Consider the following 15,971-nt stretch of genomic DNA (forward strand, 5'->3'; position numbering starts at 1 on the left):
GGCGACTGACTTACTCGAGCTCGGCCATCAGTTTAACCAGATGCTCAACCGCTTGTTGCTCATCTTCACCTTCCGCAGACAGTGTCACTACGGTGCCCTGAGTCAGGCCCAGAGTCTGCAGTTTAAACAGGCTTTTAGCGCTGGCAGATTTACCATTAGAGGTAACGGTGATTTCAGAAGCGAAGCCTTTAGCTTCTTTAACGAACTGTGCAGCCGGGCGAGTGTGCAGACCGTTTGGTGCGGTAATTGTAACTTCTTGCTGGAACATTATGTTTCCCCAACTTAATTGGTTTGGTGTTGTGGATCTAAAGTCTAGCCTGGAGGCCGAACTTTAGCCTGTGTTGGTCGCGCTGGCATGAGTACAGAACTCGCCAAAAAATGCGCAATTAAGGGTATAAGATGCAGCGCCGCAATAATCCGCTCAGTGCGTCACTGATCCACTTCCCATTATGCCGCGCTTTGTGTTGCTGCGCCAAATCAGTAAATCGATTCAGCGTGATCCATCTCGCGCGGCGATTAATTTTGTGGATCGAAATAATTGGCAGCTTAAATACCAGACCCGACGGGGTAAAATCAATCTGTACCCCCACTAAAGTTTGATGGCGGTCACAAAAAAGAGGGATTAAGCACCTTGTGCCACATTAAATTCGCTGGTTTTTACCCTCGCCCTGAGTCCGGAAAGGGATGGATTTTTTGGGCACAAATCAGACTAATCCGTAGCGCCATAAAAAAACGCTCCACAGAGGAGCGTTTTGCCCGAATATTATCGCGCCATTTGCCGAAAAAAACCGCTGCCTGCGGTGAAAACTTACTGCTGCAGCTCTTTCTCGGTAAACAGATCGGCAAACAGTGCGGTACTGAGATAGCGTTCACCGGAAGAGGGCAGGATCACCACGATGTTCTTGTTAGCAAAGGCTTCATCTTCCTGCAGTTTCAGCGCCGCCGCGACAGCCGCGCCGGAAGAGATACCCGCCAGAATCCCTTCTTCTTCCATCAGACGACGTGCGGTCGAGATGGCTTCTTCGTTGGTAATCGCCACCACGCGATCGATAAGTTTCAGATCGAGGTTGCCTGGGATAAAGCCTGCGCCGATACCCTGAATTTTGTGCGGGCCCGGTTTAATCTCTTCACCGGCCAGCGCCTGGGCAATCACCGGCGAATCAACAGGCTCGACGGCGACGGAAATCAGATCGGTTTTACCTTTGGTATTTTTAATGTAACGCGTCACGCCGGTCAGCGTACCGCCAGTGCCGACGCCGGCAATAAACACATCCACTTCGCCATCGGTGTCTTCCCAGATTTCCGGGCCGGTGGTTTTTTCGTGAATTTCCGGGTTTGCCGGATTGCTGAACTGTTGCAGCAAGACAAATTTATCCGGATCGCCAGCCACAATCTCTTCGGCTTTGGCAATCGCGCCTTTCATGCCTTTGGCGCCTTCGGTCAGGATCAAATTCGCCCCCAGCGCTTTCAGCAGCTTGCGGCGCTCGACACTCATGGTTTCCGGCATGGTCAGGGTTAACTTGTAACCACGTGCGGCAGCGACGTAAGCCAGCGCGATACCGGTGTTCCCACTGGTGGGTTCAACCAGCTCAATGCCGGGTTTCAGAATGCCACGTTTTTCAGCGTCCCAAATCATATTGGCACCGATACGGCATTTGACGCTGAAACTTGGGTTACGGGATTCTACCTTCGCCAGAATGCGCCCATTACCGATGCGGTTCAGTCGAACCAGCGGCGTATGACCGATTGTCAGAGAGTTGTCTTCATAGATCTTACTCATAGCCCGTCCTTAACTGGATGAAATTTTGGCAACGCTAAGAGCATACCCTTTCATATTCAGCGCGGAAGGAAAGAAATCGTATATGTATATGATTGGCTGAAATAAGGCCTGAAAAAATGGCATAAGCCTCAGCCGGGGAGGGGGCCATGGATGGCCCCGTCACATTACTGTATCCGGTGCTGGTTACGATAACGATCAACCCACATTGCGGTGGCGCCACAAACCGCCACCGGCATAATCGCCAGATTAAGCAGTGGGATCATGGTAAACAGGCTGACCAGCGCGCCAAACTGCATATTGTCGGTTTTATGCTGACGCAGGGCAGTGCGCATCTGCTGAAAGCTCACTTTGTGGTTATCAAACGGGTAATCGCAATACTGGATCGACAGCATCCAGGCGCTGAACAGGAACCACAGCACCGGCGCCACTGTCTGGCCAAAGCCGGGGATAAAATAGAGCAACAACAGCCCCAGCGCCCGTGGCAAATACCAGGCAAACTTTTGCCATTCGCGTTTCATAATGCGCGGGATATCTTTCATGATTCCGACCCAGCCGCTGTCGGGCAGTGATTCACCGGTCAGTCGTGCTTCAAGCTGTTCCGCCAGCAGACCGCAGAACGGGGCGGCAATCCAGTTGGCGACGGTGGAAAACAGATAACTGAATACCAGCACAATCGAAATCACCGTCACCGGCCACAGCAGATAGCTTAACCACTGAAGCCAGTCGGGAATATGGGCCATCAGTGTCGGGATCCATTGTCCGAGACGATAAAATAACCAGACAAAGGCGCCGCCCATTAGTAAAATATTGATCAGCAGCGGCAGAATGACGAAGCGACGAATGCCAGGCAGGCGGATCAGATTCCAGCCTTGTCTGAAGTAGTGAATACCGTTATGTTCTTTAAGAATTTTCTTAGTCGCCATCGACAGCTTTCTCCTTTTGGCAGTAGCGCAAGGTTATCATATCGCAGCTTTTTACTCTGACCAGCGGGTGATTGGATGAAAAAACAGCGAAAAAGCGTGCTGACGCTATCTAATTTGTCAGAAAATAGTGCACAGACTTGCACTTGTGTACTGGGGCAAATACAGTTAGAGGATAAAGTTTGCCGCGGTGGCAAGGTATTGGAACAACAGAGAATACAATGATGCAGGATTTGCGTCTGATATTAATCGTTGTTGGCGCGATCGCCATAATAGCGCTTCTTCTTCACGGCCTGTGGACCAGTCGTAAAGAGCGCTCATCCGTTTTTCGTGATCGCCCGCACAAGCGTTTAAAGCAAGACAAACAGCAGGGCCCGGCCGACGAAGATGAAGGCGTGGGTGAAGTGCGCGTGCGCCGTTCAACCTCTCAGCACGATGAGCCGTCATTCGGTGGCTTTGATGCGGCTAAGGACGATGAACCGCCACGTCAGCCTGCGCCACGCAAACAGCCTGAGCCCGTGCGTCATGTGCCAGCGGTTGAAGAGCAGCCTGAGCTTGATCCGCTGTTCGATGCTGAACCGCCTTATGCGGCGCCACCGAAGCCGAAAGCGCCGCCGGTGGCTGATGCGTCGCGTCGCGCGCCAGCTGCGCGTCAGTCAGCGCCGCGGCCGGTGAAGGCTGAGCCGCAATTTGATCCGCTGCTGGATGATGAGCCGGAATATAACGAGGCTGAAGCGCCGAAGCCACAGCCGGTCGCGGAACCTGAGCCGGCCAAAGCGCGCAGCAAAGAGACGGTGCTGGTTCTGCATGTCGCGGCCCATGCGGGTGGCGTGCTCAACGGCGAAGCCTTGCTGCAGGGGGTGCTGCAGGCCGGTTTCCAGTTTGGCGAAATGAATATCTTCCATCGCCATCTGAATCCGTCGGGCAGTGGCCCGGTATTGTTCAGTCTGGCGAATATGGTGAAGCCGGGCTCATTTAACCCGGATGAAATGTCGGATTTCTCTACGCCTGGCGTGTCGATTTTTATGATGGTGCCGTCTTATGGCGACGCCCACCAGAACTTTAAGCTGATGCTGCAATCGGCCCAGCGTATTGCCGACGACGTTGGCGGCGTGGTGCTGGATGACGAGCGTCGTATGATGACGCCGCAGAAGCTGGAAACTTATAAGGCGCGTATTCGCGACGTTATTGACGCCAACGCCTGACAGCCGTTTTAATTATTCTCCCCAAACCCCCGCCTGTCGGGGGTTTTTTATCTCCGATGGTGCGTTATGGAATCCATACAAGACAAAATCACCCATTTGCGAACCACGCTTGCTCATCATGAATACCTGTATCACGTGTTGGATGCGCCCGAAGTGCCGGATGCGGAATACGATCGCCTGATGCGTGAGCTGCGTGAGCTGGAACAGCAACATCCTGAACTTATTACCCCGGATTCTCCGACGCAGCGTGTCGGTGCCGCGCCGCTCAGTGCTTTTGAGCAGGTGCGCCATGAAGTGCCAATGCTGTCGCTCGACAACGCCTTTGATGAGGCGACTTACCTGGCGTTTAACAAGCGAGTGCAGGATCGACTGAAAAGCAGCGATGACATCACCTTCTGCTGTGAGCTGAAGCTGGACGGGCTGGCGGTGAGTCTGCTGTATGAAGGGGGGCTGCTGGTGCGTGCCGCGACGCGCGGCGACGGCACTACCGGTGAGAACATTACCGCCAATGTCCGCACTATCCGGGCGATTCCTTTGCGCCTGCATGGCGACAATATTCCGGCGCGCATTGAAGTGCGGGGCGAAGTGTTTTTGCCGCAGGCCGGTTTTGAAAAACTGAATGACGAAGCGCGACGTAGCGGCAATAAAGTTTTTGCCAATCCGCGTAATGCGGCGGCGGGATCGCTGCGTCAGCTGGATCCGCGTATCACCGCCAAACGTCCCCTGACGTTCTTCTGTTACGGCGTGGGCCTGCTGGAGGGCGGCGAGATGCCCGGCAGCCACTGGCAGCGTTTACAGCAGCTGAAAGCCTGGGGGTTGCCGGTAAGCGATCGCATACGTCTGTGTCATAACGCCGAAGAGGTGCTGGCCTTTTATCGTCAGGTGGAAGCGGAACGGCCAACTCTCGGTTTTGATATCGACGGCGTGGTGATTAAAGTCGATTCTCAGCAGTTGCAGGAGCAACTGGGATTTGTCGCACGTGCGCCGCGCTGGGCCGTGGCGTTTAAATTCCCGGCGCAGGAGCAGATAACCACCGTCCGTGACGTTGAGTTTCAGGTTGGCCGCACCGGCGCGATTACGCCCGTAGCCCGTCTTGAGCCGGTGCTGGTGGCGGGGGTGATGGTCAGTAATGCCACGCTGCATAACGCCGATGAAATCGAACGTCTTGGCTTGCGTATTGGCGACCAGGTGGTGATCCGTCGCGCCGGGGATGTGATCCCGCAGGTGGTTGGCGTGGTCGAATCCGCGCGACCTGCCGACAGCCGCGAAATCTGCTTCCCCACCCACTGTCCGGTGTGCGGTTCCGATGTGGAACGCGTTGAGGGCGAAGCGGTGACGCGCTGCACCGGCGGCCTGATTTGCGGTGCGCAACGCAAAGAGGCGCTGAAGCATTTTGTTTCGCGCCGGGCGCTGGATGTCGATGGCATGGGCGACAAGATTATCGATCAACTGGTAGAGAAAGAGTATGTTAAAACGCCGGCCGATCTGTTCCGTCTTAGCGCCGGCGTGCTGACCGGCCTGGATCGCATGGGGCCGAAATCGGCGCAGAACACCGTTGATGCACTGAATAAATCGAAGCAGACCACGCTGGCGCGTTTTCTTTATGCGCTGGGCATTCGTGAGGTTGGCGAAGCCACCGCGGCTAATCTGGCGGCCCATTTTGGTACGCTGGAGAAGATTATGGCTGCCGATCTGGATGCGTTACTCGCGGTGCCGGATGTCGGCAAGGTGGTTGCCAGCCATCTGCGCAACTTTATGGAAGAAGAGAGCAACCGTGAAGTGATTCGCCAGCTGGTCGAGGATATCGGCATTCACTGGCCGGCGGTGGAAGTGGTGGATGTTGCCGGGATCGACAGCCCGTTTGCCGGAAAAACGTTGGTACTGACCGGCACGCTGAATATTATGTCGCGTGATGATGCCAAAGCCAGATTAGTGGCGCTGGGCGCGAAAGTCAGTGGCAGCGTATCGAAGAAAACCGATCTGGTGATTGCCGGTGAAGCGGCAGGCTCCAAGCTGGCGAAAGCGCAGGAACTGGGCATTGAGGTGATTGATGAAGCCGAAATGATTCGTTTACTGGGTGATTAATATGGAAAAAGAGAACCTGATTGAAATTGCCAATACCGTGATGCCATTCGGCAAGTATCAGGGGCGGGTGCTGATCGACCTGCCGGAAGCTTATCTGCTATGGTTCGCCCGCAAGGATGAGTTCCCTGTCGGGCATCTTGGCGAACTGATGCAGCTGACGCTGGCAATTAAAATCGAGGGGCTTGAAGGTCTGGTGAAGCCCCTCAGACGTGACCGAACCTAACCGCGGCGTTTCCCCAACCTGGCGCCGTGGCGCACATCATCGTAGCGGGAGCCATATGGCTCCCCTGTGCTCACTTCTGCGATTCAACCACCGCTTTACCGCTGCGGGTCGACAGCTTTTGGGCCGTTTCGGCTTCGCCCTTTTTCTTGTAACGCTGGGCGATGATTGAGCACACCATCAGCTGTACCTGATGGAAAATCATCAGCGGCAGCACAATGATCCCCACCGCGGCTGCCGGGAACAGAATATTGGCCATCGGCACGCCATTCGCCAGGCTCTTCTTCGATCCACAGAACAGAATGGTAATCTCATCGGCGCGGTTAAAGCCGAACAGGCGCGCCGCCAGCAGGTTAATCGTCAGAATAATCAACAGCAGGCCAAGGCTGACGGCGAGGATAAACAGCAGCGTGGTAACGCCGACACGATGCCAGATGCCATTCACCACCGCTTCGCTGAAGGCGGAATAGACCACCAGCAGAATCGACGTCTGGTCGGTTTTGCCAATCAGGCCACGATGTTTCTCCACCCAGCCGCCAATCCAGCGACGTGACAGATGCCCCAGCACAAATGGCAGCAACAGTTGCAGCATAATATTACCAATCTGCCCAAGGCTGCCGCCGGCATAGTCACTGTGGACATTCATCACCAGATGCACCAGCAGCGGGGAGATAAATACCCCGAGCAGGCTGGATGCCGATGCGCTGCAAATCGCTGCGGCAACGTTGCCCCCGGCCAGCGAGGTGAGGGCGATAGCCGACTGTACCGTCGCGGGCAAAATGCAGAGATACATAAAGCCGGTATAAATATCCTCGCCGATATCTACCGGATGCCACCAGGTAAACAGCAGGCCGACCAGCGGAAACAGCACAAAGGTGCTGAACATCACCCACAGATGCAGACGCCAGTGGCTGCTGCCGGCAATAATTTTCTCGCGTGACAGCTTAGCGCCATGCATAAAAAACAGCAGCGCAATCGCGGCCGTCGTGAGCCAGTGGAAAAACACCACGAAGTCACCGCGTGCTGGCAGAAAGCTGGCCAGTAATACGGTGATAATCAGTTTTACCATCAGCGGATCAAGTCTGAGAATACCCATTGTTAATGCCTGGTTAAATAACTATCCGCCTATTGTGCATCGGACAGTTTTAGAAATAAAATTGATTTATTGAATTCATATATGAATAAAATCGATGAATTATAGCATTCGCCAGCTGCGGGTTTTTGTCGCCGTCGCCCGGCATGGCAGTTTCAGTCAGGCCGGTCAGACCATCGGGCTGAGTCAGTCGGCGGTCAGCCACAGTATCAAAGAGCTGGAAGCGGAAATGGGCATTCGCCTGCTGGACCGCACCACGCGTGAAGTTATGCTGACCGCCGCAGGGCAACAGCTGGCTACGCGGCTGGAACGCCTGCTGGAAGAGCTGAACACCACCCTGCTGGATGTGCGCAGCTATGGGCAGCAGCGCAGCGGTACGGTGCGTGTCGCCGCCAGCCAGACTATTTCAGCGCATTTAATGCCGCAATGCCTTGCCGCCAGCCAGCAGGCTTACCCGGATATCAAAGTGATGCTGCGCGATCGCCCGCAGCAGTGGGTATTGCAGAGCGTGCGCAATGCCGAAGTGGATTTTGGCATTGTTATCGGCCCGCTGCAGTCGCCCGATTTTCAGTATGAACCGATTCTTGATGAGCCCTTTCTGCTGTTATGCCGGCGCGATGATGTGCTGGCCAGCGCCGCTGAGATCCACTGGAGCATGCTGAATGGCCGTACCATGGTGCTGCAGGATTATGCTTCCGGTAGTCGCTTGTTAATTGACGAAGCATTGCGTGGACAACGGGTGCAGGCGGAAATTGTGCAGGAGATTGGTCACCCGGCGACGCTGTATCCGATGGTGGAAGCCGGTATTGGCATCAGTATCTTACCGGCGCTGGCGTTACCGCTGCCGGAAGGGCGTCCGCTAATGGTCAGGCGCATCCTGCCGGAAATTAACCGTACGCTGATGCTGATACGACGCAAAAATCGTTCATTATCGCCGGCAGCCGAGGCGATCTGGCAGGAAGTGCGTCAGCAGGCAGCCCTGCTGACGCGTCAGAGAGAAATTGCACCAGCGTTTTAAATATAAACGTTTAGTGAATTGCGCTCGGTTGGGCGATTAACGCCATCTGCAATAGCCTGACTGGCGGTTGTTGATGTCTCTTCTGTTGCCTGAGCTTTCTCCGTTTGCGCCTGTTGTAGTTGAGCAATTTGCACTTGCAGCATTTGGATTTGCGATTCCAGCATCTGTTGCTGTTCTGCTTTTTGCTCGTCAGTCAGTTCACTGGAGTCTGACAGCTCTTTCACTTGCTGGGTAAGATTTTGGATCTGTTTAGTCAGGCTGGCGATTTGTGATGCAACACTACTGCCCCCGCTGCTGGCACTACTACCGCTGCTTTGACCTATACTAGTGATTGATGACATTTTTTCCTCCGTTTACAGTTCATCAATACGAGTATCGGAACGGGGATGAGGAAGCTTGAGAGAGGAAAGTGTTAAAGTTTTGCAAGGAAGTCGTAATAATCAGGCAGGGGCATTTATGCCACCCTTTCTGTCCTTTCGCAGAAAGGAGCCATGACTGGCTCCTTTTGAATACCAGGGCGCCGTTTATCCGATAGAACGCTGCCCGAGGCTGGCGGGTTCGTTGACTTTAAACACCCGGATGATCTGAGAAAGTTGCCCGGCCTGCTCCTGCATCGATTGTGCCGCCGCTGCAGACTGATTCACCAGCGCCGCATTTTGCTGAGTGACCTGATCCATTTGGGTAATCGCCATATTGATCTCGCCAATTCCGCTGCTTTGCTCGGCGCTGGCGATGGAGATTTCGCCCATAATCGCCGTTACGCTGTTCACGCTGGCGAGCACTTCCTCCATCGTGGCGCCGGCTTTGGCGACCTGCTGACCCCCTTCATCGACTCTGGCGACCGAATCGCCGATCAGCTGAGCAATCTCTTTGGCTGCGGAAGCCGAACGCTGCGCCAGACTGCGCACTTCGGAGGCCACCACCGCAAAGCCACGTCCTTGCTCGCCCGCACGCGCGGCTTCTACCGCAGCGTTCAGCGCCAGGATATTGGTCTGGAAGGCAATACCATCAATCACGCTGATGATATCGACGATTTTCTTCGACGAGCCGTTAATCATCGCCATGGTGCTGACCACCTGTTTCACCGCATCGCCACTCTGCACTGCGACTTTTGATGCCTGTGCCGCCAGCTGGTTAGCCTGACGCGCATTATCCGCATTGAGCTTCACGGTTGAGGTCATCTGTTCCATGGCGGAGGCGGTCTCTTCCAGCGAACTGGCCTGTTGCTCGGTACGGGAGGAGAGGTCAATATTGCCGGCAGAAATCTCACTGGAGGCATGGGCAATCAAATCGGTGCCCGCGCGCACTTCCGTGACAATTTTAAGCAGGTTGTCATTCATGTTTTTCAGCGCCTGCATCAACTGCCCGGTTTCGTCAGTCGAGGTCACGCGAATAGTGGTGCGCAGATCGCCCGCAGCGACATTTTCGGCAATACCGACCGCTTCACGCAGCGGACGCACAATCGACAGCGTCAGGAAATAGCCCAGCAGGATAGCGGCAATAATCGCCAGTACGGAGCAGATAAGGGTGACGTTAATCGCGGTAGAGCCGTCAGCGACGGCTTGCGTGCCTTCCGACTGTAACTGCTGAGACTGAGAATCGGCGAACTTTACCGCGGTATCCAGAAAGGCATTCTGTGAGGTGGTAATTTTTCTCAGGGCATAATTGCCTGCGTCATCCAATTTGCCGGCACGAACCATCGTCAGCAACTCCTGCCTGTCGTTTTCAAATGCCTGTGCGGCATCTTTCAGCAGCTGAACTTTCTTCTGACCCGCTTCCGTAGTTTGTAATCTGGCGATTTTTTCAATGGAGACATTGGTTGCTTTGGTGGCATCGGCAAGGCTGCCAAAGCGGGTTTCATTAAATTGCGGCCGGTTGGTATCGATCACAATGCCACGCAAAAATTTTATCTGGTCATTCACGCCGTCGCGAACTTCAAATGCCAGGCGGACTTTGAGAAAGCGGTCATTAACGATGCTATCAATCGCATGGTTAATATTACCGATCTTCACCACGGCCGTGACGCTGACAATAATTAACAATAGAATCACCAAACTGAATGCTGCGCCAAGGCGAGCGCCGACTTTCATATTTTTCACTGATGCCATCACATGATTCCCTCTGAATTGAATGCAGCAACGCGGATAGCTGAAAACACCATTTGTTCCGCGATAACTTACTGTTTTTAATTATCAAATTAACACCCGGTTATCGAGAACGTTTGGCGATGTTTAGCGGAACACAGGGCGCATTTTTTACGCTCGTCGAGGCTGTTAAAATCGGCATAACCGCCGGGAACTTGATAAGATTTTTTGAAGTGTGTTGTATTGCCGGGAAAGTTTGAAGCGGATCACATAAATAGCAGGTTCGAACCCCGCACGAATAATTCCGGTGTTCAGAAACGAAAAAAGCACCCAAAGGTGCTTTTTTCTTAATTTGGTGGGTCGTGCAGGATAACTCGGCCGTTGGCCTCGCCCTTCGGGCCGTTGCCTGCGGCAACGTTGTCTCGCATACGCTCGACCCGAACCTGCAGCAGGTTCGAACCCCGCACGAATAATTCCGGTGTTCAGAAACGAAAAAAGCACCCAAAGGGTGCTTTTTTCTTAATTTGGTGGGTCGTGCAGGATAACTCGGCCGTTGGCCTCGCCCTTCGGGCCGTTGCCTGCGGCAACGTTGTCTCGCATACGCTCGACCCGAACCTGCGGCAGGTTCGAACCCCGCACGAATAATTCCGGTGTTCAGAAACGAAAAAAGCACCCAAAGGGTGCTTTTTTCTTAATTTGGTGGGTCGTGCAGGATTCGAACCTGCGACCAATTGATTAAAAGTCAACTGCTCTACCAACTGAGCTAACGACCCGAAATGGTGGGTGATGACGGGCTCGAACCGCCGACCCCCTCCGTGTAAAGGAGATGCTCTACCAACTGAGCTAATCACCCATTTCGTTACTGCTATAGCAAGACACGCAAATTTACTAAAAAACTGTCGTGTGCTGAGTCATGGTGGGCGATGACGGGCTCGAACCGCCGACCCCCTCCGTGTAAAGGAGATGCTCTACCAACTGAGCTAATCGCCCATGTCTCAACTTTCCTGCTCACACTGCGGCCATCGTAAAGGATGGTGGGTGATGACGGGCTCGAACCGCCGACCCCCTCCGTGTAAAGGAGATGCTCTACCAACTGAGCTAATCACCCCCGCTGTGTGGAGTCGCATTATAGGGATCCTTCGAAGTGAGTCAACGATTTTTAAAACGAAAATGATCGTTCGTCTTAAATTTAGTCAGGATGTCGCCGTTTTAAGCAAAAGCACTGTTTTCTTGTGCGATATTGCGCCATATCTGATCGACAGGTCAGGTAAGGCCGTTGAGGAATCGCTGTCAGGTGATAGAATGCAGGCACAAGATTCAGCACTATGCCCGTGATACTTCAGGCTGCAGCGGCGCTGGCTAAGCGGGCGGCATCAATGCCGCCCCTATCTGTGTAGGGGAGCCATTAATGGCTCCCGTGCCTGCCGTCCTCCTGCAACCTGAATGATTTAGGGGATAATTAGTGTTTACTGGCAATCGTCAGAGCATCCGCGTAATAAGGCATCGTTTAATGAAAATCAAAACCCGTTTTGCCCCCAGCCCGACCGGCTATCTGCACGTTGGTGGCGCTCGTACCGCACTCTATTCCTGGCTGTTTGCCCGCAATCATGGCGGTGAGTTCGTTCTGCGTATTGAAGATACCGATCTGGAACGCTCCACTCAGCAGGCTATCGACGCCATTATGGACGGTATGAACTGGTTGAGCCTCGACTGGGATGAGGGTCCGTACTATCAGACCAAACGTTTCGATCGCTACAACGCGGTGATTGATGAGATGTTAGAGGCGGGCAGCGCATATAAATGCTATTGCTCGAAGGAGCGTCTGGAAGCGCTGCGTGAAAACCAGATGGCCAATGGCGAGAAGCCACGCTACGACGGCCGTTGCCGCGACAGCCACCAGCATCATGCTGCTGATGAGCCTTGCGTGGTGCGTTTTCGCAACCCGCAGGAAGGCTCGGTTATTTTTGACGATCAGATCCGCGGGCCGATTGAATTCAGCAACCAGGAGCTGGACGATCTGATTATCCGTCGCACCGACGGGGCGCCGACCTATAACTTTTGCGTGGTGATCGATGACTGGGATATGGAAATCACCCATGTGATTCGTGGCGAAGACCATATCAACAATACCCCGCGCCAGATTAATATTCTGCAAGCGATTGGCGCCCAGGTGCCGGTATATGCGCATGTGTCGATGATCCTTGGCGATGACGGTAAAAAGCTCTCCAAACGTCACGGCGCCGTCGGCGTGATGCAGTATCGTGATGACGGTTATCTGCCGGAAGCATTGCTGAACTACCTGGTGCGTCTCGGCTGGTCCCATGGCGACCAGGAGATTTTCACCATTGACGAGATGAAAAAGCTGTTTGATCTCGACGCGGTAAGCAAATCTGCCAGCGCCTTTAACACCGAGAAACTGCAGTGGCTGAACCATCACTACATTAACTCGCTGGCGCCGGAATATGTCGCGACCCACCTGCAATGGCATATTGAGCAGGAAAATATTGATACGCGTAACGGCCCGGAACTGGCTCAGCTGGTAAAACTGCTGGGTGAGCGCTGTAAAACGCTGAAAGAGATGGCTGCGACCTGCCGCTACTTCTACGAAGATTTTGACCAGTTTGATGCCGATGCGGCGAAAAAACATCTGCGCCCGGTGGCGCGTCAGCCGCTAGAAGTGGTGCGTGACAAACTGTCAGCCATCGCTGACTGGACAGCCGAAAATGTGCACCACGCCATTCAGGCGACGGCGGATGAGCTGGAAGTGGGAATGGGCAAGGTTGGCATGCCGTTACGTGTCGCGGTGACCGGTGCCGGCCAGTCCCCGGCGCTGGACGTTACGGTTCATGCGATCGGTAAGTCACGTTCGGTGGCGCGCATTGAGCAAGCACTGGCTTATATCGCGGAACGCGAAGCCCAGGCTTAATCAGGCGATGAATAAAAAAACCGGAAGCAGCAAGGTTGCTTCCGGTTTTTTTTTACCCTTCGCTAATTCCCAGACGCATTAAAATGCCCTGAATACCTTCGCGTACCAGCAATGCCGCCAGTTTCGCCTGCTCTTCCGGCGTCATCTGCTGCAAAGAGGTAATTAACAAGCCAGGTAATGGGTTCTGATTTACCACGTAGGACGCCGAAGGTTCGGTGGCATGGCGTGTGGATTTCAGAAATTCCTTAACCCGCTCATCAATGTGAATCATCCGCGCTTTACCACCCTGAACCCCGGGTTTTGGCGCAGTGGTCCAACTTTCTCGTTTAATCCATTTGTTGATGGTTTGACGGCTATAGCCCGTCACCTTAGCCAGCTCTTCAGGTGTTAACCAGTCCTTTTTCACGTTTCAGTCCCTGTAACGAATGTATTAGCAGGACATCTTACAATAATTCGTTAAAGGAATAACTAACGGATAAAAAAATCCGAGCTGACGCAAAAATTGGCCCTTACCCGATGGCAAAGGGCCGGGGAGAATTTAGCGGCTGGCGTTAGCGCTTTCAGCGGCCTGGCGGAAGGCAAGGAAGTAAGCCAGGCCGACAAATACCGCGCCGCCAACCGCATTGCCGAGGAACACGGCAGCAAAGTTTGGCAGATACTCCGCCCAACTGAGATAGCCGGCAAAAATCGCCGCCGGGATAATAAACATATTGGCGACCACGTGCTGGAAGCCGATAGCCACAAATGCCATTACCGGGAACCACATTCCGAAGATTTTGCCGACCATATCTTTACTGGCGAAGGCCAGCCAGGTCGCCAGGCACACCAGCCAGTTACAACCGATACCGGAAATAAACGACTGGGTAAAATCGGCGTGTACTTTGGCGCTGGCGATAGCCACGGTTTTTTTCAGAAAGTCGCCTTCGGTCATGCCCAGCAGATGGCCGAAGAACCAGGCCACCGCCAGGCTGCCGATAAAGTTTGCCAGCGTGACCCAGAACCAGTTACGCAGCACGCTAAGGCCGCTGATCTGCCGGGCGAACCAGGCGATGGGCATAGTCATCATATTGCCGGTTAATAGCTCGCCTCCGGCCAGTACTGTCAGAATGATGCCCACCGGGAATACCGCTGCGCCTAACAGGCCATTGAATGACCCCCATTCAGCCGGAAGCTGGTAGATAACATGCAGATCGAGCAAAAAGCCGGTGGCGATAAAGGCGCCAGCCATAAAACCAAGGATGATTAACGTGGAGACCGGGGCGTGACTTTTCGCCACTCCCGCCTGGATGGCGATGGCCGCAATTTCTTTGGGTGAGTGCAAGGACATAGTCGCTCTGGGGTGATGGTTTATACAAAATAGCCAATATCCGGCGCTGGTTTCTGGCAGTGCGCACCGGGCGCAGAACAGGGGAGGGTATTGGTTAATTAATTAGCGCGCGAAGTTTTACACGAGGCGTTAACAAAAACAAGCGACTTTTAATTTCATTTTTAACCCGGCGGCAACATTGGCGGTCGGCACTGCGCCGCCGTCAGCAATAAATCTTATCCGGGTGGTCAGCCGCGCCATAAATCTCATCCGCATCAGCGTTAACACGCGGAACCGGCTGCCGGCAGCCGGATAAATTTCCGCCATTTGCCGGCGGATTGACGCCTTTTTCAGCGATCGGCCACAGAAATCTAATTTGCCGTTGACACCCTTCAGGCTGTCTCATATTATCCCGTCCGTCGATACGACACTGTTTTTCAGTTTGGGGCTATAGCTCAGCTGGGAGAGCGCTTGCATGGCATGCAAGAGGTCAGCGGTTCGATCCCGCTTAGCTCCACCAAATCTACACCAGCAGATTTGGAACTGAAAAATGCATCTCTGTAGTGGGGGTATAGCTCAGCTGGGAGAGCGCTTGCATGGCATGCAAGAGGTCAGCGGTTCGATCCCGCTTATCTCCACCATCTCTTTTTTTTAATCAATCTCTGTGCTTTTCGTAGCGCAATCGCCAACAACGCCAATCTTATTTCCCTGTGCTAAGCCTGCAGCCCGTGTGGATGACGTCTGGCCCGATTTCGTTGGTCTTTTTTTCGCAACTCCCCCTCTCCGGCAGGACAAATTTTACCGGCGGACACTGGCTGGCGATAATCCGTCGCGCATAGCTTGTTGCTGGACTGTATATAAAACGTCCGATAACATAAGAAAAGTTTAACCAACGGGGGCGGTATGAAGACAACAGCGCAACTGAATGGCACTGATTTCTCTGCTGGTGGTTCCGGTGGCAGTGCCGGTGAGCTTTTTTAGAATCTTTTGCGAGGAGATAGCAAGATATGGACAGTCCTGAACAGCAGATTTATGAAATGGTGGCCAGCTGGCATGGCCGGTGCTGGTGGGCATTTAATAAAACGCCCCTGACGGCCGAGTGTTCCCTCAACCATACGTTGAACATTGATGCGGAAGAGGCGGAGGAATTACTTGAAGAGATATTTGAGCGTTTTCATCTGGAACAGAGCGATTTAGATTTTCGCCGCTATTTCCCGCCGGGTGAGGAAAAAAGCGCTCCGCCGCTGACGATTGCGATGCTAATCGCCTCAGCAAAGGCTGGCGCCTGGCTCTACGATTAATCCTCTGCAGCACAGAGGCGCGACAATAACGAC

At 53.8% G+C, this 15,971-nt stretch carries 14 protein-coding genes, 6 tRNA genes and 2 other RNA genes; 8 read left to right on the top strand and 14 right to left on the bottom strand.

Annotation, left to right across the window (positions count from 1 at the left end):
• Positions 1 to 10 precede the first annotated feature (10 nt).
• The 3 genes from ptsH to cysZ all read right to left on the bottom strand — a co-directional run bounded on the left by ptsH (position 11) and on the right by cysZ (position 2,703).
• Positions 11 to 268 carry a phosphocarrier protein Hpr gene (ptsH, locus tag JWF83_RS06565; RefSeq protein WP_128179220.1) on the bottom strand — a complete coding sequence of 86 codons (258 nt, stop codon included), beginning with the start codon at positions 266 to 268 and terminating at the stop codon, positions 11 to 13.
• 540 nt (positions 269 to 808) lie between these two features.
• The gene (gene cysK / locus JWF83_RS06570; protein WP_413649395.1) at positions 809 to 1,780 is read right to left on the bottom strand and encodes a cysteine synthase A; all 972 of its coding nucleotides are present in this window, start codon (positions 1,778 to 1,780) and stop codon (positions 809 to 811) included.
• 164 nt (positions 1,781 to 1,944) lie between these two features.
• A complete protein-coding gene (cysZ, locus tag JWF83_RS06575) occupies positions 1,945 to 2,703 on the bottom strand; it encodes a sulfate transporter CysZ (RefSeq protein ID WP_413649396.1) in 759 nt (252 codons plus the stop codon).
• Positions 2,704 to 2,921: 218 nt separating this feature from the next.
• Here cysZ and zipA point away from each other — a divergent pair, with 218 nt between their 5' ends.
• The 3 genes from zipA (at position 2,922) to JWF83_RS06590 (ending at position 6,213) form a co-directional block, all read left to right on the top strand.
• Complete coding sequence (gene zipA / locus JWF83_RS06580; RefSeq protein WP_413649397.1) at positions 2,922 to 3,905, top strand: cell division protein ZipA; 984 nt, start codon at positions 2,922 to 2,924, stop codon at positions 3,903 to 3,905.
• Positions 3,906 to 3,971: 66 nt separating this feature from the next.
• Positions 3,972 to 5,990, top strand: coding sequence for an NAD-dependent DNA ligase LigA (ligA, locus tag JWF83_RS06585; protein ID WP_413649398.1), 2,019 nt, complete (start codon positions 3,972 to 3,974; stop codon positions 5,988 to 5,990).
• 1 nt (position 5,991) lies between these two features.
• Positions 5,992 to 6,213: a DUF3820 family protein gene (locus JWF83_RS06590; protein WP_413649399.1), complete on the top strand. Its 222-nt coding sequence runs from the start codon at positions 5,992 to 5,994 to the stop codon at positions 6,211 to 6,213.
• 70 nt (positions 6,214 to 6,283) lie between these two features.
• Here the strand turns inward: JWF83_RS06590 and JWF83_RS06595 are convergent, their stop codons facing one another.
• Positions 6,284 to 7,306: a bile acid:sodium symporter family protein gene (locus JWF83_RS06595; RefSeq protein ID WP_413649400.1), complete on the bottom strand. Its 1,023-nt coding sequence runs from the start codon at positions 7,304 to 7,306 to the stop codon at positions 6,284 to 6,286.
• A gap of 94 nt (positions 7,307 to 7,400) precedes the next feature.
• On the opposite strand from JWF83_RS06595, the gene JWF83_RS06600 reads away from it, so the two are divergent.
• Positions 7,401 to 8,321 (top strand): LysR family transcriptional regulator, encoded by a 921-nt coding sequence (locus JWF83_RS06600; RefSeq protein WP_413649401.1) that lies wholly within the window; start codon positions 7,401 to 7,403, stop codon positions 8,319 to 8,321.
• On the opposite strand, the gene JWF83_RS06605 is transcribed toward JWF83_RS06600, so the two are convergent.
• The 8 genes from JWF83_RS06605 to JWF83_RS06640 all read right to left on the bottom strand — a co-directional run bounded on the left by JWF83_RS06605 (position 8,318) and on the right by JWF83_RS06640 (position 11,513).
• Positions 8,318 to 8,662, bottom strand: coding sequence for a FlxA-like family protein (locus JWF83_RS06605; RefSeq protein WP_413649402.1), 345 nt, complete (start codon positions 8,660 to 8,662; stop codon positions 8,318 to 8,320). The genes JWF83_RS06600 and JWF83_RS06605 overlap by 4 nt on opposite strands.
• A gap of 183 nt (positions 8,663 to 8,845) precedes the next feature.
• A complete protein-coding gene (locus tag JWF83_RS06610) occupies positions 8,846 to 10,429 on the bottom strand; it encodes a methyl-accepting chemotaxis protein (protein WP_413649403.1) in 1,584 nt (527 codons plus the stop codon).
• Positions 10,430 to 10,758: 329 nt separating this feature from the next.
• A non-coding RNA gene (locus JWF83_RS06615) (RtT sRNA) lies at positions 10,759 to 10,886 on the bottom strand.
• A gap of 44 nt (positions 10,887 to 10,930) precedes the next feature.
• Positions 10,931 to 11,058: non-coding RNA, RtT sRNA (locus JWF83_RS06620), on the bottom strand.
• Between the two features lie 44 nt (positions 11,059 to 11,102).
• Positions 11,103 to 11,178, bottom strand: a tRNA-Lys gene (locus JWF83_RS06625).
• A gap of 4 nt (positions 11,179 to 11,182) precedes the next feature.
• Positions 11,183 to 11,258, bottom strand: a tRNA-Val gene (locus tag JWF83_RS06630).
• Positions 11,259 to 11,319: 61 nt separating this feature from the next.
• Positions 11,320 to 11,395: transfer RNA gene (locus JWF83_RS06635), tRNA-Val, on the bottom strand.
• A gap of 42 nt (positions 11,396 to 11,437) precedes the next feature.
• Positions 11,438 to 11,513 (bottom strand) — tRNA-Val (locus tag JWF83_RS06640).
• Between the two features lie 402 nt (positions 11,514 to 11,915).
• On the opposite strand from JWF83_RS06640, the gene gltX reads away from it, so the two are divergent.
• A complete protein-coding gene (gene gltX / locus JWF83_RS06645; protein ID WP_413649404.1) occupies positions 11,916 to 13,331 on the top strand; it encodes a glutamate--tRNA ligase in 1,416 nt (471 codons plus the stop codon).
• A 52-nt stretch (positions 13,332 to 13,383) separates the two neighbouring features.
• Here gltX and JWF83_RS06650 read toward each other — a convergent pair whose 3' ends face one another.
• A complete protein-coding gene (locus JWF83_RS06650; RefSeq protein ID WP_413649405.1) occupies positions 13,384 to 13,737 on the bottom strand; it encodes a YfeC-like transcriptional regulator in 354 nt (117 codons plus the stop codon).
• A gap of 132 nt (positions 13,738 to 13,869) precedes the next feature.
• A complete protein-coding gene (locus JWF83_RS06655; protein ID WP_413649406.1) occupies positions 13,870 to 14,658 on the bottom strand; it encodes a formate/nitrite transporter family protein in 789 nt (262 codons plus the stop codon).
• A gap of 423 nt (positions 14,659 to 15,081) precedes the next feature.
• Between JWF83_RS06655 and JWF83_RS06660 the strand changes: the two genes are divergently transcribed.
• From JWF83_RS06660 to JWF83_RS06670, 3 genes are all read left to right on the top strand, one after another.
• Positions 15,082 to 15,157 (top strand) — tRNA-Ala (locus JWF83_RS06660).
• Between the two features lie 45 nt (positions 15,158 to 15,202).
• Positions 15,203 to 15,278, top strand: a tRNA-Ala gene (locus JWF83_RS06665).
• A gap of 366 nt (positions 15,279 to 15,644) precedes the next feature.
• Positions 15,645 to 15,938 (top strand): DUF1493 family protein, encoded by a 294-nt coding sequence (locus tag JWF83_RS06670; protein WP_413649407.1) that lies wholly within the window; start codon positions 15,645 to 15,647, stop codon positions 15,936 to 15,938.
• Positions 15,939 to 15,971: the final 33 nt, after the last annotated feature.

Origin of the sequence: Pantoea sp. B65, from assembly GCF_047308185.1 — a bacterium.
In the GTDB taxonomy this organism is placed as follows: domain Bacteria; phylum Pseudomonadota; class Gammaproteobacteria; order Enterobacterales; family Enterobacteriaceae; genus Erwinia.

Coding starts and splice junctions, on each gene's coding strand:
- zipA (WP_413649397.1), top strand. CDS start 2,922: ATGATGCAGGATTTGCGTCTGATATTAATCGTTGTTGGCGCGATCGCC.
- ligA (WP_413649398.1), top strand. CDS start 3,972: ATGGAATCCATACAAGACAAAATCACCCATTTGCGAACCACGCTTGCT.
- JWF83_RS06670 (WP_413649407.1), top strand. CDS start 15,645: ATGGACAGTCCTGAACAGCAGATTTATGAAATGGTGGCCAGCTGGCAT.
- JWF83_RS06600 (WP_413649401.1), top strand. CDS start 7,401: ATGAATTATAGCATTCGCCAGCTGCGGGTTTTTGTCGCCGTCGCCCGG.
- JWF83_RS06605 (WP_413649402.1), bottom strand. CDS start 8,662: ATGTCATCAATCACTAGTATAGGTCAAAGCAGCGGTAGTAGTGCCAGC.
- ptsH (WP_128179220.1), bottom strand. CDS start 268: ATGTTCCAGCAAGAAGTTACAATTACCGCACCAAACGGTCTGCACACT.
- gltX (WP_413649404.1), top strand. CDS start 11,916: ATGAAAATCAAAACCCGTTTTGCCCCCAGCCCGACCGGCTATCTGCAC.
- cysK (WP_413649395.1), bottom strand. CDS start 1,780: ATGAGTAAGATCTATGAAGACAACTCTCTGACAATCGGTCATACGCCG.
- JWF83_RS06590 (WP_413649399.1), top strand. CDS start 5,992: ATGGAAAAAGAGAACCTGATTGAAATTGCCAATACCGTGATGCCATTC.
- JWF83_RS06595 (WP_413649400.1), bottom strand. CDS start 7,306: ATGGGTATTCTCAGACTTGATCCGCTGATGGTAAAACTGATTATCACC.
- JWF83_RS06610 (WP_413649403.1), bottom strand. CDS start 10,429: ATGGCATCAGTGAAAAATATGAAAGTCGGCGCTCGCCTTGGCGCAGCA.
- cysZ (WP_413649396.1), bottom strand. CDS start 2,703: ATGGCGACTAAGAAAATTCTTAAAGAACATAACGGTATTCACTACTTC.
- JWF83_RS06655 (WP_413649406.1), bottom strand. CDS start 14,658: ATGTCCTTGCACTCACCCAAAGAAATTGCGGCCATCGCCATCCAGGCG.